Annotated in this window: 20 protein-coding genes; 6 read left to right on the top strand and 14 right to left on the bottom strand. The window is 66.1% G+C overall.

What is annotated here, in order from left to right; translation table 11 throughout:
• Positions 1-49 precede the first annotated feature (49 nt).
• From ctaE to ACTICP_RS03270, 5 genes are all read left to right on the top strand, one after another.
• On the top strand, positions 50-706 hold the full coding sequence (gene ctaE, locus ACTICP_RS03290) for an aa3-type cytochrome oxidase subunit III (RefSeq protein ID WP_441889467.1): 657 nt from the start codon (positions 50-52) through the stop codon (positions 704-706).
• Between the two features lie 21 nt (positions 707-727).
• Positions 728-1,531: a cytochrome bc1 complex diheme cytochrome c subunit gene (gene qcrC / locus ACTICP_RS03285; protein ID WP_441889465.1), complete on the top strand. Its 804-nt coding sequence runs from the start codon at positions 728-730 to the stop codon at positions 1,529-1,531.
• A gap of 36 nt (positions 1,532-1,567) precedes the next feature.
• Positions 1,568-2,644 (top strand): cytochrome bc1 complex Rieske iron-sulfur subunit, encoded by a 1,077-nt coding sequence (gene qcrA, locus ACTICP_RS03280; RefSeq protein WP_441889463.1) that lies wholly within the window; start codon positions 1,568-1,570, stop codon positions 2,642-2,644.
• A complete protein-coding gene (gene qcrB / locus ACTICP_RS03275) occupies positions 2,641-4,455 on the top strand; it encodes a cytochrome bc1 complex cytochrome b subunit (protein ID WP_441889461.1) in 1,815 nt (604 codons plus the stop codon). Before qcrA ends, qcrB begins: the two co-directional genes overlap by 4 nt.
• Positions 4,456-4,548: 93 nt before the next feature.
• Positions 4,549-4,968 carry a rhodanese-like domain-containing protein gene (locus tag ACTICP_RS03270; protein ID WP_441889459.1) on the top strand — a complete coding sequence of 140 codons (420 nt, stop codon included), beginning with the start codon at positions 4,549-4,551 and terminating at the stop codon, positions 4,966-4,968.
• Positions 4,969-5,124: 156 nt separating this feature from the next.
• Here ACTICP_RS03270 and ACTICP_RS03265 read toward each other — a convergent pair whose 3' ends face one another.
• From ACTICP_RS03265 to ACTICP_RS03245, 5 genes are all read right to left on the bottom strand, one after another.
• Entirely contained in the window at positions 5,125-5,559 is a 435-nt protein-coding gene (locus ACTICP_RS03265) for a cytochrome c oxidase subunit 4 (protein ID WP_441889457.1), read from the bottom strand.
• A 3-nt stretch (positions 5,560-5,562) separates the two neighbouring features.
• Positions 5,563-7,308, bottom strand: a complete 1,746-nt coding sequence (gene ctaD, locus ACTICP_RS03260) for an aa3-type cytochrome oxidase subunit I (protein WP_441889456.1) — start codon at positions 7,306-7,308, stop codon at positions 5,563-5,565.
• Positions 7,309-7,313: 5 nt separating this feature from the next.
• On the bottom strand, positions 7,314-8,219 hold the full coding sequence (ctaC, locus tag ACTICP_RS03255; RefSeq protein ID WP_441889454.1) for an aa3-type cytochrome oxidase subunit II: 906 nt from the start codon (positions 8,217-8,219) through the stop codon (positions 7,314-7,316).
• Between the two features lie 96 nt (positions 8,220-8,315).
• Positions 8,316-8,678 (bottom strand): iron-sulfur cluster insertion protein ErpA, encoded by a 363-nt coding sequence (erpA, locus tag ACTICP_RS03250; RefSeq protein ID WP_441889452.1) that lies wholly within the window; start codon positions 8,676-8,678, stop codon positions 8,316-8,318.
• A gap of 83 nt (positions 8,679-8,761) precedes the next feature.
• Positions 8,762-10,189, bottom strand: a complete 1,428-nt coding sequence (locus ACTICP_RS03245; protein WP_441889450.1) for a dipeptidase — start codon at positions 10,187-10,189, stop codon at positions 8,762-8,764.
• Between the two features lie 46 nt (positions 10,190-10,235).
• Here ACTICP_RS03245 and ACTICP_RS03240 point away from each other — a divergent pair, with 46 nt between their 5' ends.
• The gene (locus ACTICP_RS03240) at positions 10,236-10,799 is read left to right on the top strand and encodes a DUF3043 domain-containing protein (RefSeq protein WP_441889448.1); all 564 of its coding nucleotides are present in this window, start codon (positions 10,236-10,238) and stop codon (positions 10,797-10,799) included.
• Between the two features lie 244 nt (positions 10,800-11,043).
• Here the strand turns inward: ACTICP_RS03240 and ACTICP_RS03235 are convergent, their stop codons facing one another.
• Genes ACTICP_RS03235 through ACTICP_RS03195 form a run of 9 tightly spaced genes read right to left on the bottom strand, consistent with a single transcriptional unit; the run spans position 11,044 to position 20,713 of the window.
• Complete coding sequence (locus ACTICP_RS03235) at positions 11,044-12,072, bottom strand: quinone-dependent dihydroorotate dehydrogenase (protein WP_441889446.1); 1,029 nt, start codon at positions 12,070-12,072, stop codon at positions 11,044-11,046.
• A gap of 10 nt (positions 12,073-12,082) precedes the next feature.
• On the bottom strand, positions 12,083-12,559 hold the full coding sequence (gene nrdR, locus ACTICP_RS03230) for a transcriptional regulator NrdR (protein WP_441889444.1): 477 nt from the start codon (positions 12,557-12,559) through the stop codon (positions 12,083-12,085).
• Between the two features lie 4 nt (positions 12,560-12,563).
• Entirely contained in the window at positions 12,564-13,892 is a 1,329-nt protein-coding gene (gene hisD / locus ACTICP_RS03225) for a histidinol dehydrogenase (protein ID WP_441889442.1), read from the bottom strand.
• A 1-nt stretch (position 13,893) separates the two neighbouring features.
• The gene (locus ACTICP_RS03220; protein WP_441889440.1) at positions 13,894-14,868 is read right to left on the bottom strand and encodes a hypothetical protein; all 975 of its coding nucleotides are present in this window, start codon (positions 14,866-14,868) and stop codon (positions 13,894-13,896) included.
• Positions 14,869-14,879: 11 nt separating this feature from the next.
• Complete coding sequence (dnaE, locus tag ACTICP_RS03215; RefSeq protein WP_441889438.1) at positions 14,880-18,398, bottom strand: DNA polymerase III subunit alpha; 3,519 nt, start codon at positions 18,396-18,398, stop codon at positions 14,880-14,882.
• Between the two features lie 41 nt (positions 18,399-18,439).
• Positions 18,440-18,883 (bottom strand): GNAT family N-acetyltransferase, encoded by a 444-nt coding sequence (locus ACTICP_RS03210; RefSeq protein ID WP_441889436.1) that lies wholly within the window; start codon positions 18,881-18,883, stop codon positions 18,440-18,442.
• Between the two features lie 11 nt (positions 18,884-18,894).
• Positions 18,895-19,668: a hypothetical protein gene (locus ACTICP_RS03205; protein WP_441889434.1), complete on the bottom strand. Its 774-nt coding sequence runs from the start codon at positions 19,666-19,668 to the stop codon at positions 18,895-18,897.
• Positions 19,665-20,126 (bottom strand): DUF6114 domain-containing protein, encoded by a 462-nt coding sequence (locus tag ACTICP_RS03200; RefSeq protein ID WP_441889432.1) that lies wholly within the window; start codon positions 20,124-20,126, stop codon positions 19,665-19,667. Before ACTICP_RS03200 ends, ACTICP_RS03205 begins: the two co-directional genes overlap by 4 nt.
• Complete coding sequence (locus tag ACTICP_RS03195) at positions 20,117-20,713, bottom strand: DUF6230 family protein (protein WP_441889430.1); 597 nt, start codon at positions 20,711-20,713, stop codon at positions 20,117-20,119. The genes ACTICP_RS03200 and ACTICP_RS03195 overlap by 10 nt, the downstream gene beginning before the upstream one ends.
• Positions 20,714-20,769: the final 56 nt, after the last annotated feature.

Here is a 20,769-nt window from a genome sequence, read left to right as displayed (position 1 = left end):
TCGGGTGGCCGAGGTGCAAGAATCACGCTCGAGGATCGGCCATAATGGAATGGTGACCACCTCAGCGACCTATGCCCCGGCGGCAAGAACGATCAAGCGCCCGAATCCGGTAGCTGTCGGCACCATCGTGTGGCTCGGCAGCGAAGTGATGTTCTTCGCGGGACTGTTCGCGATCTACTTCACGCTCCGAAGCACGTCTCCTGAACTCTGGGCCGACCGCACCGAACTGCTGAATGTCCCCTTCGCCGCTGTCAACACCGCCATCCTGGTCTTCTCCTCTGTGACCTGCCAGATGGGCGTGTTCGCGGCCGAGGACCTGCAGTCCTACCGCATCAAGAAGGGGCAGCTCAACGTCGCAGGGCGCCGTCGTCTCTTCGGCTGGGGAATGGTCGAGTGGTTCTGGGTCACGTTCGCGCTGGGCGCGATCTTCGTCTCCGGCCAGGTCTGGGAGTACGCCCAGCTGGTCGCCGAGGGTATGCCGATCCAGGCCGACTCTTACGCTTCGGCGTTCTACCTGACCACGGGCTTCCACGCCCTCCACGTCACCGGTGGACTGATCGCGTTCCTGCTCGTCATCGGGCGCGCGTACGCGGTCAAGAACTTCGCACACAAGGAGGCGACCTCCTCGATCGTCGTGTCGTACTACTGGCACTTCGTCGACGTCGTCTGGATCGTGCTGTTCTTCGTCATCTACTTCCTGAAATAAAGAGCGGAGCTGACCTGCGAAATGGCACGAGAGAAGAAGCGTCGTTCGAACGGACGTCGTAGCCCCCTAGCCGCTGCAGCGCTCATCGGAGCGGGACTCCTGATCACCGGGGGCATCTACGCCGGTGCTTCCGCGGCGATGGCCGCGACCGAGACCCCGACAACGACGAAGACGCAGCTCACCGTGGCTGACGGCGAGAAGCTGTTCCAGGCGAACTGCGCCACCTGCCACGGTCTCGACCTACAAGGAACCGAGAACGGACCGAGTCTTTACGGCGTCGGCGAGCTGTCCGTCGAGTTCCAGGTCGCCACCGGGCGCATGCCGCTGCAGATGCAGGGTCCGCAGGCCCCGCAGAAGCCAGTGCAGTTCACGCAGGACCAGATCGAGGCCATGGGCGCGTACGTCCAGTCGGTCGCCCCCGGCCCCACCTACCCGGAGGACGAGATCCTCGACGGCGAAGGCGACGTGGCTCACGGCGCCGAGCTGTTCCGCGTCAACTGCGCGATGTGCCACAACGTCGCCGCGGCCGGCGGTGCGCTCACGGAGGGCAAGTACGCTCCGGGACTGTCCGGCACGAGCGCCCTGCACATCTACGCGGCGATGGTCACCGGTCCGCAGAACATGCCGGTGTTCGGCGACATGAACCTGTCCGACGAAGACAAGCGCGACATCATCTCCGCCCTGCTCTACCAGCAGGAGGAAGTCCAGATCGGCGGTTTCACGCTCGGCTCACTCGGACCGGTCTCTGAGGGCCTTTTCATCTGGATCTTCGGAATCGGCGCCCTCGTCGGCGCGACCGTGTGGATCACGGCGAAGTCCAACTGACGCATATTCAACGAAGAGGAACGTACGAGGAGCACCATGGCACACGACGACGACTCACAGGCCCTTGACCGGGCCTACCAGCCCGCCCCCGGGCTGGGTGTCGCAGTCAGCGACCCCGTGCAGAACCCCGGTCTGCCGTCGCACCGAGAGCGCATAACGGATCAGGATCCGAAGGCTGAGAAGCGGGCAGACCGTACCGTCTACACGCTGTTCTACCTGTCTCTCGCCGGCAGCATCTGGGCCGTCGCGGCCTACATGCTGTTCCCCATCGAAGACGGGTCGCTCGCCTCGATCCGCAACAACAACTTCTTCATCGGTCTCGGCATCGCCCTCGCGCTGCTGTCGATCGGCATCGGCGCCATCCACTGGTCCAAGGCACTGATGAGCGACAAGGAGCACATCGAGTACCGGCATCCGACCCGCGGCAAGGATTCGACCCGTGAAGCCGCGGTCGAGGCGTTCGCCGAGGCGAACGAGGAGTCCGGCTTCGGTCGCCGTGTAATGATTCGCAACTCGCTGATCGCCGCGGTCGTCGCCTCCATCGTCCCCGGCGTGGCACTGTTCCGCGGCCTCGCACCGCACAGCACGCCCGACAACCCCACCGCCGGCGACCCGGTCGTTCTTCTGCAGCACACCATGTGGGCCGAAGGTCAGCGGCTGGTCCGTGACCCCGACGGCACGCCGATCCGTGCGGCAGATGTCACGCTCGGCTCCGCGTTCCACGTGATCCCCGAGGACCTCGCCAGCCTGTCGCACCACGACGGCTACCTCGAAGAGAAGGCCAAGGCCATCGTGCTGATGATGCGCCTGCGTCCTGAACAGCTCATCGAGTCCGAGGAGCGCAAGGACTGGTCGTACGACGGCATCGTCGCGTACTCGAAGGTCTGCACCCACGTCGGTTGCCCGGTGGCCCTCTACGAGCAGCAGACGCACCATCTGCTGTGCCCGTGCCATCAGTCGCAGTTCGACGTCACCGACCACGCCAAGGTCATCTTCGGGCCTGCTGCGCGCCCGCTGCCGCAGCTGCCGATTATGGTCGATGACGAGGGCTACCTCGTCGCACGCAGCGACTTCACCGAGCCTGTCGGCCCGAGCTTCTGGGAGCGCCATTGAGCACCGCAACGCTGTCCAAAGAGGACAAGGACAATAAGGCCCCTCTCGGCGGCCGCTTCGTCGGCGCCGCGTCGAACTACATCGATGAGCGCACCAGCCTCTCCGGCTTCGTCAAGGAGCTGGGCCGCAAGATCTTCCCCGACCACTGGTCGTTCATGCTCGGCGAGATCGCGCTGTGGAGCTTCGTGGTCGTGTTCCTGTCCGGAACCTTCCTGACGTTCTTCTTCGACGCGTCGATGGTCGAGACGCACTACACCGGTGCTTACGCCCCGATGCGCGGCATCGAGATGTCTGCTGCACTCGAGTCGACACTGCACATTTCGTTCGACCTGCGCGGTGGCCTCCTCGTCCGGCAGATCCACCACTGGGCGGCGCTCGTCTTCGTGGCCGGCATCGGCATCCACATGCTCCGCATCTTCTTCACCGGTGCATTCCGCAAACCCCGTGAGCTCAACTGGGTGATCGGCTTCGTGCTGTTCATCCTCGCCATGGCCGAGGGCTTCACCGGCTACTCGCTGCCGGACGACCTGCTCTCGGGCAACGGTCTGCGCATCATCGACGGCATGGTCAAGGGTCTCCCCCTGATCGGCACCTGGACCTCGTTCCTGCTCTTCGGCGGCGAGTTCCCCGGCACTGACATCGTGGGTCGCCTGTACACGCTGCACATCCTGCTGCTGCCTCTGCTGGTCATCGGCCTCATCGTCCTGCACCTCATGCTGATGGTGATCAACAAGCACACCCAGTTCGCCGGCCCTGGCCGCACGAACGACAACGTCGTCGGCTACCCGATGATGCCGGTGTACATGTCGAAGATGGGCGGCTTCCTGTTCATCGTCTTCGGTGCGATCGTGCTCATAGCCACGTTCTTCCAGATCAACCCGGTCTGGAACTACGGCCCGTACGATCCATCGCCTGTCTCTGCCGGAACCCAGCCGGACTGGTACATCGGATTCGCTGACGGCGCGCTGCGCCTCGCACCGCCGAACCTGGACATCGTGTTCCTGGACCACACCCTGTCGTTGGGCATCCTGATCCCCGTCGCGGTGCTCGGGCTGTTCATCGTCCTCGTGGCCCTGTACCCGTTCATCGAAGCGTGGATCACCGGCGACAAGCGCGAGCACCACATCGCCGAGCGTCCGCGCAACGCCGCGACCCGCACGGCGATCGGTGTCGCGGGTGTCATCTTCTACGCGGTGATGTGGGCTGCGGCATCGTCCGACCTCATGGCCACCCACTTCCATCTCACGATGGAAGGCGTCATCCACTCGCTGCAGGCGCTGCTGTTCGTGGGCCCCATCCTCGGCTACTTCATCACCAAGCGCATCTGCATCGCGCTGCAGAAGAAGGACCGTGAGATCGTCCTGCACGGCTACGAGTCGGGCCGCATCGTCCGTCTCCCCGGCGGCGAGTTCATCGAGGTGCACCAGCCGGTCGACCAGTACGACCGTTGGAAGCTCATCGACGTCGACGGCTATGAGCCGCTCGTCGTGCGCCCGAACGACAAGGGCCGCATCCCGTGGCACCAGAACCTGCGCTCCGCCATCTCGCGCTGGTTCTACGAAGACCGTATCGCCCCGCTCACGCAGGCCGAGGTGGAGGCTGCGGATGCCCACCAGCACCACGTCACCTCCGACATGGACGAGGCGGAGGCCGCCGAGATCCAGGGCGCTCACGAGCGCGCAGGGGCTCCGGATGCTCCGCTCAGCTCCAGTGAGACCCACATCGACGAGACGGCGAACACACCGAGCTCGGTGATCGCCACCGACCCGGTGAAGAAGCCCAAGAAGCAGGATGAGGGCGACGACAAGTAGTCCGCCCCTCCCCCTCGGCCCCGCAGCTTTCGAGCTGCGGGGCCTTCTTCGTCCTCAGGAGCGTCATCGACTGGAGGGTCATAGGCTGGGGGCATGAACGAACGCGCTGATTTCTTCGCGGCCAAGCTCGCGTCCGAGACCGACGCCAGCGACCTGTACGCCCGTCAGAAGGCCGGGCATGCCGTCGTTGTCATCGATGTCCGCTCCGATGAGGCGTGGGCTCAGGGACGCGTCGCCGGCGCCGTCCACATGCACTACAGCGAGATCGCTTCCCGCGCGCCACAGGAGATTCCACAGGGCACGGAGGTCATCGTGTACTGCTGGAGCCCGGGTTGCAACGCAGGGGCGAAGGGCGCCCTCGAGTTCGCCAAGCTGGGATACGACGTGCGCGAGATGATCGGCGGCTTCGAGTACTGGGCGCGTGAGGGCTATCCGGTCGAGGACCACGACGGCATCCACCGGCGCCCGATCGATCCCTTGACCGGCGTCCCCCGCATCCGCTCGCGCGCCTGACCCGCCTCCGCGTGTGAGACTGCATTCCGCGGATGACACCGCCAGGATTCCGGCGCGTCTCGTCCGCGGAGTGCAGTCTCACCCGGAAACGCGACACCGCGCAACGCGCGAGAACGCCCCCGGAGGAATCCGGGGGCGTTCTCGGGTGAGGCGTGATCAGCGGGCGAAGTGACCGCGGTAGTACTCGTACACCCAGCCGACGATGGCGACGGCGAAGATCGCGACGCCGATCGGCAACAGGAACTGGCCCACGGCCATGCCGATCAGGAAGACCGCGGCAGAACCGGCCAGCACGAGCGGCCACCAGGACCACGGACTGAATTCACCGAGCTCCGGGTCGCCGTCGTCGATGTCAGAGGTCAGAATGTCTTCGGGCAGCTCTCCACCCTGCGCCTTGTGCGTGCGCTGCAGGTAGACCGCGACCATCGCCGACATGAACATGCCGAAGAACAGGGCGACGGTACCGACCCACTCGACGCTCATCGCGCCGGTGAGCTCGGGGTAGGCGAGGATGTGCCACACCGTATACGCGGTGCCGACCAGCAGGAAGAAGACCGCGAGGATCCACCACAGAACGATATTTGAACGCATGGCTTACTTCGCCTCTCCGCTCGCCGTTGCAAGTCCGCGGTCTGCGGCCTCGACCGGGTGTTCGGCAGCCTCGGGGTGGTTCAGATCGAATGCGGGCCGCTCGCTGCGGATGCGCGGGATCGACGTGAAGTTGTGACGCGGCGGCGGGCAGCTGGTCGCCCATTCGAGCGAACCGCCGTAACCCCACGGGTCGTTGACGGTGACCTTGGGAGCCTTGCGAGCCGTGATCCACACGTTCAGGAAGAACGGGATCATTGATGCGCCGAGGATGATCGCACCGATCGTGGAGACCTGGTTGCCCCACGTCCAGCCATCTGCGGCCGAGTAGTCGGCGTAGCGGCGCACCATGCCGTCGACACCCAGCCAGTGCTGGATGAGGAACGTCATGTGGAAGCCGACGAACAGCATCCAGAAGTGCACGTAGCCGAGGCGCTCGTTGAGCATGCGTCCGGTCCACTTCGGCCACCAGAAGTAGAAGCCCGCGAACATCGCGAACACCACCGTGCCGAAGACCACGTAGTGGAAGTGGGCGACGACAAAGTAGCTATCGCTGATGTGGAAGTCCAGCGGCGGAGCCGCGAGGATGACACCGGTCAGGCCACCGAAGACGAACGAGACGAGGAAGCCGAGTGAGAACACCATCGGTGTTTCGAACGTCACCGACCCTCGCCAGAGCGTTCCGATCCAGTTGAAGATCTTCACGCCGGTCGGTACGGCGATGAGCATGGTCATCAGCGCGAAGAACGGCAGCAGCACAGAGCCCGTCACGTACATGTGGTGCGCCCATACCGACACCGACAGGGCGGCGATGGCGATCGTCGCGTAGACGAGGGTCTTGTACCCGAAGATCGGCTTGCGACTGAAGACCGGGAAGATCTCGGAGACGATGCCGAAGAACGGCAGGGCGATGATGTACACCTCTGGGTGTCCGAAGAACCAGAACAGGTGCTGCCAGAGCAGGACGCCGCCGTTGGCGGGATCGTAGACGTGGGCACCGAGGATGCGGTCGGTCGCGGCCGCGAAGATCGCCGCGGCCAGCACGGGGAACGCCATCAGGATCAGAAGGCTGGTGATCAGCGTGTTCCAGGAGAAGATCGGCATGCGCCACATCGTCATACCGGGCGCGCGCATGGTGATGATCGTGGTGATGAAGTTCACCGCTCCGAGGATCGTGCCGAAACCGGACATGCCGAGCCCGACCATCCACAAGTTTCCGCCCGCTCCTGGAGAGAACGACGCGTTCGCGAGCGGCTGATACGCGAACCAGCCGAACGAGGCCGCACCCTGCGGGGTGAGGAAGCCGGCGACGGCGATGATCGAGCCGAAGCCGAACAGCCAGAACGCGAAGGCGTTCAGACGCGGGAAGGCGACGTCGGGTGCCCCCAACTGCAACGGGAGGATCGCGTTGGCGAAGCCAGCGAACAGCGGCGTCGCGAACATCAGCAGCATGATCGTGCCGTGCATTGTGAACAGCTGGTTGTACTGCTCCTTGGTCGGGACGATCTGCATCCCGGGAGCGAACAGTTCTGCGCGGATGACGAGTGCCATCACGCCGCCGAGCAGGAAGAACAGCACGGAGCTGATCAGGTACATGTACCCGATGGTCTTGTGGTCAGTGGACGTGAGCCACTTGACGACGATGTTGCCCTTCTGCTCGGTCCGAGAGGAACTCAGCAGAGCGGCCTGGCGGGCCGGAATCGCCGTGGGGCGAGAGCCGGCGGGCTGGCTCGGGGCCTCTGTTGTTGTCATGAGGATTACTCTCCCTCTTCCTCGGAGTCCGTCCCCGGAGCGCCGGTGCCCGGAAGGTTGCCGAGCCGGTCGTAGGCGTTGTTGATGTCACCGGTGTTGCCCTGCTCGCGCAGCGACGCGACGTAGTCGTCGTACTCGTCCTGCTCGACGACCTTGACGTTGAACATCATCATCGAGTGGTACTCGCCGCAGAGCTCGGCACACTTGCCGTCGTACTCGCCGACACGCGTCGGGATGAAGGACCAGGAATTGTCCTTGCCGATGTACATGTCCTTCTTGTAGAGGAAGTCGATGATCCAGAACGAGTGGATGACATCACGGGACTGCAGGCTGATGTGCACCTTCTGATCGACGGGGAGCACCAGCGTCGGCAGCTCCTCCTTGTCGATGTTGCCTTCGGCATCCGGCTGCGCCTGGACTCCCATAGTCCATACGGCATCGGAGAGGTCTTCATCATCGCCGGCGTACATGAAGTCGAACGCCCACTGCTTCCCGATGGCGGTGATCTCGACGTCGGGGTCATCCCACTGCGTCTCGATCTCGGCCTGATCGCGGGCGGTGAAGAAGAACATGCCCATCACGAGGATCAGCGGGATCACCGTGTAGAAGATCTCGATCGGCATGTTGTAACGCATCTGCACCGGCAGACCCGTCTGGCCCTTACGGCGACGGTACGCGACCGCGGCCCAACCCATCAGTGCCCAGGTGATCACACCGACCGCGAGCAGCACGATCCACGAGTTGACCCAGAGACCGGCGACGCGGTCGGTCTGGTTCGTCGCGGGAGTGCCGTCTTCTACGAAGCCCGGGAGGAATCCGTGAAGCTCGGTGGGAGAACATCCCGCCAGGGCCACGGCTGCCGCAATTCCAACCGGAATGGCGGCCCAACGAAGGCTGCGTTTCGAGGGCACGATGCACCTTTCAAGATCGCGGACAGGGCGTATCCCAGTCTAGAGCAAGCTCACACGTGATTCATGCCAACCACGCAGGTCGGACACGGCTGACGTTCAGTGAAAGCTGTCTCCGCAGGCGCAGCTTCCGCCCGCGTTCGGGTTGTCGATCGTGAACCCCTGCTCGGAGATCGTGTCCTTGAAGTCGATGGCTGCGCCGTCGAGGTACGGGACGCTCATGTTGTCGACGATGACCTCGACACCGTCGAAGTCGACGGTCTCGTCACCGTCGAGGTAGCGCTCGTCGAAGTAGAGCTGGTAGATGAGTCCGGAGCATCCGCCCGGCTGGACGGCGACGCGCAGACGCAGGTCGTCGCGGCCCTCCTGCTCGAGCAGGTTCTTCACCTTCGTCGCGGCCGCATCGGTCAGGGTGACGCCGTGGGCGGTGGTGGTCTCGGTCGTGGTGATGGTGTCGCTCATGTCGCTCCTTGGGTCAGGCCGCGCCGGCACGCGGCTGTCGATCAGAGTCTACCGCCGCTGCCCGCAGAAGGCCCCGACCCGCCTCACCGCGTGGTGGCGTCCATCCGCGCCAGCATGAGCGCCTCGGTGGCGACAGCGTGCCGGAACGTCTCCAGGTGCAGCGACTCGTTGGGGCTGTGCGCCCGCGCGTGCGGGTCCTCCACACCGGTGACCAGGATCTGCGCCTCGGGGAACTCGCGCACGAGGTCGGCGATGAACGGTATCGATCCGCCCACCCCCAGATCGACGGCCTCCACGCCGTACCCGTCCGTCATCGCCTGCCGCGCGAGGGCGACGGCCCAACCGCTCGTGTCGACGAGGAACCCATTGCCGAGATCCGCATCCGAGAACGTCAATTCGGCACCGAACGGCGCGTGTGCGCGCAGGTGGCGCTCGAGAGCCGCGTACGCCTCTTCTCCGCTCTGGCCCGGTGCGACACGGGCGCTGATGACGACGGTCACCTCGGGCAGCAGAGTATTGGATGCCGATTCCACACTGGTCGCGTCGATGCCGATCACCGTCACGGCCGGCTTGTTCCAGATGCGACTGAGGATGCTGTCCCGGCCGATCGGCGTCGTGCCGGGCAGGAAACCCGCCTCATCGCGCAACGTCTCCTCGGAGTATTCGGGAGTCGGGGCGTCGAGTTCGGTCAGCCCGTCGACGGCGACCGCGCCGTCGGCATCCCACAGTGTCGACAGCAGCCGCACGGTCGCCATCATGGCGTCCGGCACGGCCCCGCCGAACATTCCGGAGTGCGAAGCGTGGTCGAGCGTGCGGACTGTGAGCGTGAATCGGGCGTTGCCGCGGAGGGAAACCGTCAGCCCTGGCGTCTGGGAGTCCCAGTTCCCCGAGTCCGCGACGACGATGGCATCCGCGCGCAGCGCGTCGGCGTTGTCACTGAGGAACTGCGTGAACGAGCGCGAGCCGTACTCCTCCTCCCCCTCGATGAACAGCGAGATGCCGAGGTCGAGGTCGTCGCCGAGCACCTCATGCAGTGCGCGCAGGGAGGCGATGTGCGTCATGATGCCCGCCTTGTCGTCTGCCGCTCCGCGGCCGTAGAGACGTCCATCGCGCACGGTCGGCTCGAAGGGCGGTGTCTCCCACAGAGCGTCGTCACCGGGAGGCTGCACGTCGTGATGCGCGTACAGCAGGATGGTCGGTTTGCCGTTGCGCGCGGCACGGGTGGCGAGCACCGCGGGTTGGCCGTACTCATCCGTGCCCGGAACGGCAGCACGCAGCACGTGCACCTCGTCGAAGACGCTGGTGCCCTCCGCGAGCGCGGCCACGCGTTCTGCACTGCGCTCGAGCTGCGTCTGATCGAACGAGGGCCAGGCGATGCCGGGGATGCGGACGAGATCGCCGAGATCCGCGAGCGCCTTCGGGATACCGATGGCCACAGCCTCGGAAACGGCGGATTCGGTGGCGGGGTCTGCCGCGGACGGCACGGGGTTTGGAGACTGCGCGGAGGTCATGCGGGTAATCTTAAGGCTTCACCCGTAACACCACCCGAGGAGACCCGTGGCCGCTACCACCCCACCGACGAACGACGAGTCCGCCGAGACGCCGGTCGTCGGCAAGGGACGGCCGACGCCGAGCCGTGCGGAGCAGGAGGCCGCGCGCCGCCGTCCGCTGGTCGCGAATACCAAAGAGGCCAAGGTCGCGGCGAGGGCTCAACTGCGGGAGCAGCGCGAACGCGCGCAGGCCGGCATGGCCGCCGGTGACGACAAGTACCTGCCGCCGCGCGACAAGGGCCCCCAGCGCCGCTGGGTGCGCGACTATGTGGATGCCGGCTGGCACGTCTCCGAATGGGTGATGGCTCTGATGGTCATCGTCATCCTCGTCTCGCTCGTGCCGAACCCGACGTTCTCGTTCTACGCCTTCATCGGCCTCTGGGGCTTCATCATCGTCGCCGTGCTCGACATGATCCTGCTCGGCGCCCGCGTGAAGCGGAAGATCGCGGTGAAGTTCGGCAAGGAGCGCGTGGAAAAGGGCCTGGGCTGGTACGCAGCGATGCGTTCGCTGCAGATGCGCTTCATGCGCCTGCCCAAGCCCCAGGTCAAGCGCGGGCAGTACCCGGACTGAGCCGCGCCGGGTGGGAGGTTTGAGGTTTCGACTCGCTCCGCTCGCTCAACCCGTTTCGTCTTCGTCGCCTCCGGCGACTCCGCTCAACGCCCCGCAGGCGTCCACCGCGGTCGTTCCATTCTCAACGCCCCGCAGTGCGTCACCGCAGTCGGTCCGCATCCCCGCCGGGCGTTGAGCGAGCGCAGCGAGACGAAACGGGTTGAGCGAGCCGAAGGCGAGTCGAAACCACGCCGCCCACTCGACCTCAGCCGACCCTGCGCTGCAGTCCCCGGTTGATCTGACGCGCCCAGAGCGGGCCGCGGTAGAGGAAAGCCGTGTATCCCTGCACGAGGGTGGCACCGGCATCCAGTCGCGCCCTGACGTCGGAGGCGGTCTCCACTCCCCCGACCGAGATGACGCAGAAGTCGGCCGGAACAGCGTCGCGCACGACCCGCAGCACCTCCATCGAGCGCTCGCGCAGCGGCGCCCCGGAGAGGCCGCCGGCCCCCGCAGCCTCGACGACCGCCGCATCCGTTCTCAGCCCCTCGCGACCGATGGTGGTGTTGTGCGCGATGATCCCGTCAAGCCCCTCCGCGACGGCGAGACGCGCGATCGCGGCGATCTCGTCGTCTGGCAGGTCGGGGGCGATCTTGACGAGCAACGGTGTCGCACCGGCGGCATCCTTGACCGCGCGCAGGAGCGGGGCGAGCGTCTCGACGGCCTGCAGCCCGCGCAGCCCGGGGGTGTTGGGCGATGACACGTTGACGGCGAGATAGTCGGCGAGCGGAGCGAGCTTCGTGGCACTGGCGGCGTAATCGGCCGTGGCGGCGTGGACATCGACGACCCGGCTCTTGCCGATGTTCACGCCGATGACCGTCTTCGGACGGCGCCGGCGCAGCTTCGCGAGGCGCCCAGCCGCGGCATCCGCGCCGGCGTTGTTGAAGCCCATCCGGTTGATGACCGCACGATCGGGTATGAGACGGAACAGCCGCGGCTTCGGGTTGCCGTCCTGCGGGATCGCAGTGACGGTGCCGATCTCGACATGGCCGAACCCCAGCGCCGCCAGCCCGCGCACGCCGACCGCGTTCTTGTCGAAACCAGCAGCGACTCCGAAGGGCGAGTCGAACTCGAGCCCGAGAGCGGTGACCCGGTCTCCTATTGCCGGTGCGCACAGCGCACGCGCGATCCATGCGAACGGCGGTACGCCGAGCACCCGGATCACGGCCATGCCGGCGTGGTGCGCGAATTCCGCGTCGAAGCGCGAGAGGACGGTGCGGAAGAGGAGGGGATACATCCCTGCCAGATTACCGTTCGGCCGGTGCCGCCTCTGACTCGGCGTGGTCGGCGCGCAGGTCGGTGATCGCGCTCTCGAAGTCCTCGAGCGAGTCGAAAGCCCGGTACACACTGGCGAAGCGCAGGTAGGCGACCTCGTCGAGGTCGCGGAGCGGCCCGAGGATGGCCAGCCCGATCTCGTTCGCGTCGAGTTGGGAGACGCCGGTCTGGCGCACAGCCTCTTCGACCCGCTGCGCGAGCACCGCAAGGTCGCCCTCAGTGACCGGCCGGCCCTGGCAGGCCTTTCGGACGCCCGCAATCACCTTCTCGCGGCTGAACGGCTCCATGACCCCCGAGCGCTTGATGACGTTCAGGCTCGCCGTTTCGGTGGTGCTGAAGCGTCCGCCGCATTCCGGGCACTGCCGCCGCCGGCGGATCGACAACCCGTCGTCGCTGGTGCGCGAGTCGATCACGCGGGAGTCGGGGTGTCGGCAGAACGGGCAGTGCATGGTGTTACAGCGTAGTCGTTTCCTCGTCCTCGTCCGCGAACCGGGCTTCGATGGCCTCGCCGTGTGCGGGCAGCACTTCGGTGTTCGCGAGGGCGACGACTCCGCTGCGGACGGCGGCGAGAGCGGCGTGATCGTAGGAGATGATCTGCTGCGGACGCAGGAACGTGTAGGCGCCCAGCCCCGGCGCGTAGCGCGCCTGTCCCCCGGTGGGGAGGATGTGGTTGCTGCCCGCCATATAGTCACCGAGACTCACCGGCGTCTGATCACCGACGAAGATCGCTCCGGCGCTCGTGAAGGCCGCTGCGGCGCCGTGCGCGTCCGCGAGGTGGAGCTCGAGGTGCTCGGGGGCGTAGGCGTTGCTGAACGCGGTCGCCATCGCGAGGTCGTCGACGAGGACGATGGCCGACTGCTCCCCTGCCAGCGAAACGCCGACCCGCTCGGAGTGCTTCGTGGATGCTGCCAGCCGGGCGACCTCAGCAGCGACGCGCTCGGCGAGGGCTTCATCGTCGGTGACGAGCACCGCCGATGCCTGTTCGTCGTGCTCGGCCTGGCTGACAAGGTCGGCGGCGATCAGACGCGCATCGGCCGTGCGATCGGCGACGACGAGGATCTCGGTCGCCCCTGCCTCGGAGTCGGTGCCGACGACGCCGGCGACGGCGCGTTTGGCGGAGGCGACGTAGTTGTTGCCGGGGCCGGAGACGACATCGACCGGGTCGAGGTCGAGATCGGCGACACCGTGTGCGAAAGCGCCGATAGCCCCCGCACCGCCCATCGCATACACGTCGGTTATGCCGAGAAGTCCGGCGGCGGCGAGGATCACGGGGTGGATCCGGCCGTCCTGATCCGCCTGCGGCGGTGACGCCAGGGCGATCCGGCTGACGCCGGCGATCTGCGCGGGCACGACGTTCATGATCACGCTCGAGGGGTAGACGGCCTTGCCGCCCGGAATGTACACGCCGACGCGCTCGACGGGCTGCCAGCGCTGCGTGATGAGGGCGCCGTCACCGATCTGCGTCACGCGCGTGTCTGGCACTTGGGCTGCGGACGCCTGACGCACCCGACGGATCGCCTCTTCGAGCGCCGCGCGGATCTCCGGGTCGAGAGCAGCGACAGCGTCGTCGATGTGGGCGGCGGGAACGCGGATCTCGTGGCCGGTGACACCGTCGAACCGCTCGGCCTGCGCGCGCAGCGCCGATTCTCCGCCGATGCGCACGTCCTCGACGATGCGCGTTGCCGTCTCCAGCGCCTCGGCCCTGGCCTGCGCGGCACGGGGCACGGCCGCGAGCATATCCGCCGGAGAGAGCTGCCGCCCTCGCAGGTCGATCGTCCGCACGTCAGCCCCTGGTGAGGTCGACGATGTCGTGCAGATAGCCGACGCGACCGTCATCGTGCCGCACGACGTAGGCACCGCCGCGGTCTTCGAGCACGAGCGCCCAGGCATCCGGTCCGATGCGGAACAGCGGTTCGCCCTGCTCGTCGAAAACCTCGCGCTCGGTGGGCGCCAGGGCCCAGAAGGGCTGCTGCGGCTCGACGGCTTCGCCGGAGGATCGCACGTAGCCGGGGACGTAGTCATCACCGAGCTCGGTGACGGTGCCCGGGTCGCTGTTCGAGGCGTGGTCGGTCAGCGGAATGCTCTCGCCGAGCCCGAGGCGCGCGACGGCCTCGTGCGTCGACTCGTCGACACCGTCTTCATCGAGCAACTCGGCGGAATCCTGCGGGCCGCCCTCTGCGACCGGGGCTGCCGGCGCAGCCGGGCGCGGAGCCTTCGGCCGCTCGGCGATCGGACGAGCGGGGTTCGCGTTGCGGTGCGCCAACGTCACCAGGCGCCCGCGGAAGTCCTCGCGCAGGCCCGGGATGAAGGGCGCGAAGACACTGAACACGACGAGGGCCAGGAGAGCTACAAGCTGCACCCAGGGGACCCAGACCGTTCCGGCGGTGCCGTTCAGGACGGCGGCCCAATTGATCTGGATCCACCACAGCGCGGCGACCGAGAACGCCACCGAGGCGAACTGGTCGATGCCCAGCGAGCCGAACCGGCGGATGCCGTCGGGCGAGAAACGCCGCAGCACGATCAGGAACACGGCCGCGGTGGGGAGCCCGAGAGGCAGCAGCCACGAGACGCCCTGCGCCCACAGCGTCGGCGCCCATCCCACCGGGAAGAACGAGGTGACGAACATGACGAGCCAGGCTGCCACAATGAGCAGCTCTCTCAGCGTCAGACCGAGGATGCCGTGCTGCGGAGCGACCTCTTCGGCGTAGAGAACGCCTTCTTCTTCGGAAAAGAGCTCTTCTGGTTCGTCCGTACTCATGAGTCAATACCCTACCCGAGGCAACTGGGGCCGAGCAGTGACTTCAGGTCACCGAACAGGTCGGCGGAGACCTTCACCGGCATCGGCACGTCGAACACCTTGGCCGTCTGCCCGCGGTGCACGCGGAGCACGACCTCCGTCTCGCCGTTGTGCCGACGCAGCACCTCGGCGAGCTCGTTCATCACCTTCTCGGTTGCGCGCTGCTCGGCCAGCACCAGCGAGAGGGGGCCGGCAGTGTCGAAGGAGCCGACATCAGGGGAGAACGCCGACTGCGCGTGCAGGTTCAGCCCGTCGTCGCGGCGGGACACCCGCCCGCGCACCGCCAGGATCGCATCCTGCTGCAGGGTGTGCTGGAACTCGGTGTATGTCTTGCCCATGAACATGACCGTCACCTCGCCGTTGAAATCCTCGACGGTGATCATGCCGTACGGGTTGCCGCTCGCCTTGGCGACGCGATGCTGCACGCTGGTGACCAGCCCCGCGACGGTGACCTGATCGCCGTCCTGAAGGTCTTCGGAGGCGAGCAGGTTGTGGATCGAGATCGACGAGTGCTTCGCGAGCGGCACTTCGAGCCCGGCGAGCGGATGGTCGGACACATAGAGCCCGAGCATCTCGCGCTCGAAGCTGAGCTTGTCCTTCTTGGTCCATTCGGGGCGCTCGGGCACCTTGGCAGGCGGAGCATCCTCGTGCTCGTCGTAGAGACTGTCGAAGTCGAATCCGATCGCTCCCTGCGCCTCGTTGCGCTTCTGGTCGACCGCGGCCTCTGTGGCATCCTCATGGATCTCCATCAGCGCTCGACGAGTGCTGCCCATCGAGTCGAACGCGCCGGCCTTGATCAGAGACTCGACCGTGCGCTTGTTCGAGACGTGCAGCGGAACCTTCTTGAGGAAGTCGTGGAACGAGTCGAAGCTCTCCTTCTTGCGCGACTCGACGATGCCGTCGACGACGTTGCTGCCGACGTTGCGCACTGCACCGAGCCCGAAGCGGATGTCTTCCCCGACCGCGGCGAAGAAGTTGATCGACTCGCGCACGTCCGGCGGCAGCACCCTGATGCCCATGCGGCGGCACTCGTTGAGGTAGATCGCCATCTTGTCCTTCGAGTCGCCGACGCTGGTCAGAAGCGCAGCCATGTACTCAGCGGGATAGTGCGCCTTGAGGTACGCGGTCCAGTACGACACGAGCCCGTATGCGGCCGAGTGCGCCTTGTTGAAGGCGTAGTCCGAGAAGGGCAGCAGGATGTCCCACAGCGCCTTGACGGCGCCGTCGCCGAACCCGTTCGCATGCATGCCGCTCTGGAAGCCCTCGTACTGCTTGTCGAGCTCGGACTTCTTCTTCTTGCCCATCGCGCGACGCAGGATGTCTGCTTGACCGAGGCTGAAGCCGGCCACTTTCTGGGCGATGGCCATCACCTGCTCCTGATAGATGATCAGGCCGTACGACTCGTCGAGGATGTCCTTCAGCGGCTCTTCGAGCTCGGGATGGATCGGGCTGATGGGCTGCATTCCGTTCTTGCGCAACGCGTAGTTGGTGTGTGAGTTCGCACCCATCGGGCCCGGTCGGTACAGCGCGATGAGCGCCGAAATGTCGCCGAAGTTGTCGGGCTTCATCAAGCGCATGAGCGATCGCATCGGTCCGCCGTCGAGCTGGAACACGCCCAGCGAATCGCCGCGCGCGAGCAGATCGTAGGAGGGGCGGTCGTCGAGTTCGAGGTGCTCGAGATCGACTTCCTCGTTGCGGTTCATGCGGATGTTATCGAGCGCATCGGAGATGATCGTGAGGTTGCGCAGCCCCAGGAAGTCCATCTTGATGAGGCCGAGCGTCTCGCACGAGGGATAGTCGAACTGCGTGACGATCTGGCCGTCCTGCTCGCGCTTCATGATCGGGATGATGTCGAGCAGCGGTTCGGACGACATGATCACGCCTGCGGCGTGCACACCCCACTGACGCTTGAGGCCCTCGAGCCCGATGGCACGGTCGAACACCGTCTTCGCCTCGGGGTCGGTCTCGATGAGCGCGCGGAACTCGCTCGCCTCCTTGTAGCGCGGGTGCGCGGAGTCGAACATCCCATCCAGCGGCATGTCCTTGCCCATCACGGGCGGCGGCATGGCCTTCGTCAGACGCTCGCCCATGCTGAACGGGAACCCGAGCACGCGCCCGGCATCCTTCAGTGCCTGCTTGGACTTGATCGTGCCGTACGTCACGATCTGCGCCACGCGCTCGTCGCCGTACTTCTCGGTGACGTAGTCGATGACCTCGCCGCGTCGCCGGTCGTCGAAGTCGACGTCGAAGTCGGGCATCGAGACGCGGTCGGGGTTGAGGAACCGCTCGAAGATGAGGCCATGCTCGAGTGGGTCGAGGTCGGTGATCTTCATGGCGTAGGCGACCATGGAGCCCGCACCGGAGCCACGCCCCGGACCGACGCGGATGCCGTTGTCCTTGGCCCAGTTGATGAAGTCGGCGACCACGAGGAAGTAGCCGGGGAACCCCATCTGCAGGATGATTCCAGTCTCGTACTCGGCCTGCTTGCGCACCCTGTCGGGGATCCCGCCGGGATACCGGTAGTGCAGGCCGGTCTCGACCTCCTTGATGAGCCAGCTGTCTTCGGTCTCACCGTCGGGTACAGGGAAGCGCGGCATGTAGTTCGCCGAGGTGTTGAACTCGACCTCGCAGCGCTCGGCGATCAGGAGCGTGTTGTCGCAGGCCTCGGGATTGTCACGGAAGAGCTGGCGCATCTCCTGCGCGGTCTTGACGTAGTACCCGTCACCATTGAACTTGAACCGGTTCGGGTCATCCATCGTCGAGCCGGACTGCACGCACAGCAGCGCCTCGTGCGCGTCGGCCTCGTGCTGGTGCGTGTAGTGCGAGTCGTTCGTACCGACCACCGGGATGTTCAGATCCTTCGAGATCTTCAGCAGATCGGAGATGACGCGCCGCTCGATCGACAGCCCGTGATCCATGATCTCGGTGAAGTAGTTCTCCTTGCCGAAGATGTCTTGGAACTCGGCGGCTGCGGCGCGCGCCGCGTCGTACTGCCCGAGTCGCAGTCGGGTCTGGATCTCGCCGGACGGGCAGCCGGTGGTCGCGATGAGGCCCTTGCCGTATTTCTGCAGCAGCTCGCGATCCATGCGGGGCTTGAAGTAGTACCCCTCGATGCTCGAGAGCGAGCTCAACCGGAAGAGGTTGTGCATGCCCTCGGTGCTCTCGGCCCACATCGTCATGTGCGTGTAAGCGCCTGAGCCCGAGACGTCGTCGCTCTTCTGGTCGGGCGATCCCCACGCGACGCGCGACCTGTCGCTGCGATGCGTGCCGGGGGTCACGTACGCCTCGAGACCGATGATCGGCTTGACGCCGACATTCTTGGCCGCGTTGTAGAACTCGAAGGCGGCGAAGGTGTTGCCGTGGTCGGTGACGGCGATGGCAGGCATGTCGTAATCGGCGGCTGCCTGGGTCATCGCATTGATCTTCGCTGCGCCGTCGAGCATCGAGTATTCGCTGTGCACGTGCAGGTGTACGAAGGAGTCTGATGCCACGTCTTCGAGTCTACGTCGGGGCCGGGACACCGGCTCAGGTCTCACCGCAGATCGAGCCGCATGAGCACCCTCGGAAACCCGTTGAGCACGGAGTCAGTCTCGGACTCGTGCGTGAATCCGGCCCGCTCGAACAGCGCCTTCGTGCCGACGTAGGCCATCGTCATGTCGACCTTTTCGCCGCGGTTGTCCACCGGGTACGCCTCGACGGCGTGCGCGCCCCGCTCTCTCGCGTAGGAGACGGCCCCGTCGACCAGATCGTGCATGATGCCCCGCTTGCGGAAGCCGGGGCGCACGCGAACGCACCACAGCGACCACACGTCGAGATCGTCGAGATGCGGAATTCGCCGATTCGTCGCGAAGCTCGTGTCGCGCCGCAGCTGCAGCGCCGCCCACCCTGCCGGTTCATCGTCGAGGTAGGCGATCACTCCCGGCGGTGGGTCCTGATGGCACAGGTCACGCACGCGTTCGGCACGTGCCGCCGACATGCGCTACGGCATCAGCCTTCGTCGACCTCGACGATGTTCTGATCGGTGTTCGAGTAGGTGATGGACTCGGCGGTGCTGCCGACCAGCCCCATGGTCACATCCAGCAGCCCGGGCTCGATCTCTTCCAGAGACGGCGGCGTGTCTGTACCGAGCGTGAGCGGGTCACCACCCATCGATGATGCCGAGATCGATCCGAGGTACACCGAGACGTTCCCCTGCAGCGACATCGTATCGGCCGTGGTGACGAGTCCCGGGCCGTCCGGCGGGCGGACGGTGAGCGAGAAGCCGCTGATCGTGATGGATTCGGCGTCGATCTTCAGAGCGCGCACGCTGCCGCCGTCGACGGTGGGAACGCTGACGATGCTGAGTCCTCTCAGCCCCGTGAACGACAGCCCGCCTGAGCGCATCGACGCCGGGATGCCGCTGAAAATCGGTGCCGCGTCATCCACAGGCGCGGGCACCGGCTCCTCTTCCGGGGCTGGTTCCTCCGGCGCCGGAGCCTCCGGGTCCGCAGCATCTGGGTCCGCAGCATCCGGATCCGCCTCCCCCGCCTCATCGGCCTCATCAGATGAATCGGAGGGGTCGGTCTCATCCGGCGCCTCCGGGTCCGCGGGGGAGTCCGTCTCATCCGGCGCCGGCTGTTCGTCCTTCGGGCACAGGAACGACAGGAACGAGTCGCAGAAGCCTGCCATACGCGGCGCGGGCGCAGCGTTGACAACCAGCGGCGCGGTGATCAGCAGCGCCGCGATGACGGCGGCGGCACGCAGTCGACGAGAATGCCTCACCCGGCGTCCTCCTCGGATTCCTCCTGCGGCGCTGCACGGCGTGCCTTGGCTGCAGCTTTCGCCTCGGGCGTCATCCACGCCACGACGAGAATGCCCCCGATGGCGGCGAGGATCGTGCCGATCAGGAATCCTCCGAGGTTCACCCCGATGAGTGCGTACAGCCCCAGAATGAGTGCGAGCACGCCGTAGAACACATGGTGGGCGGGCATCGCCACCGAGAGAATGCCGAGCAGCACGAGCGCGATCGGGATGACCGTGGCTTGCAGGCCTTCGATGCCCAGTTGCACACGGAGGTGCCCGATGTCGAGCTGCCCCGAGAAGAACATCTCGATCCCGGCCACGACGATCAGCAGCCCCCCGATGAACGGGCGCTGCCTGCGCCACGCCGAGAATCGGCGCGGCGCACCGCGAGCGGAACGGCGGGAGGGGGCCATCGTGGTCACCTCGGTCAGAAGCACGGGGTCGATCCGTCGGTGAGCTCGAGCGTCATGCCGGTCAGCGTGAACACCGACGCCTGCGTGCTCCACGCGGTCTGCTGCAGATTCGCGATCGATACGGTGTCAGCATCCTGCGAGAAGTCGCCGGCGGTGCCCTTGGCCTCGGTCTGCACGGTCGAAGCGTCAACGCCGATGCGGATGTTGCCGAAGGAGGCGTCACCGGCCAGTCCCGTCATGCCGATCTGCAGGTCTGAGGCGCTCGCGGGGTTATCGCCCCCACCGGCCTTGATGAGCAGTCCCACGGTGCCCAGCGGGGTCTCCGTGACCACGGACTGGCACAGGTCGCTCAGCGTCGCACTCTTGATGTTGGCGATCGCAACAGTGTGATCATCACCCTCTGAATCGGTTGCGACGCCGGCGTACTGCGAGAAACCGGTGCCCTCGAGCTGGCTGGCGGAGATCTGGAACTGGCTGCCCGAGACGGCGAATGAGACCGGGACCTGCCCCTGCGCGACACCGCCGAGGAGGAGCGCTGCGACGACGCCGACGGGAACAGCGGCGAGGGTGACCCGGCCGGCGTGGGACTTTGTGAGTGACGGGAACTTCATCGATCCTCCTGTGTCGGGCCGTCGTCTTCGACGGCGCGTGTTCGAGCATAACGCCC

It is taken from the genome of Microbacterium sp. (genome assembly GCF_052102115.1).
GTDB lineage: Bacteria > Actinomycetota > Actinomycetes > Actinomycetales > Microbacteriaceae > Microbacterium.
The sequence above is the reverse complement of the archived record's forward strand: the minus strand, read 5'-3'. Positions and strand labels throughout refer to the sequence as shown.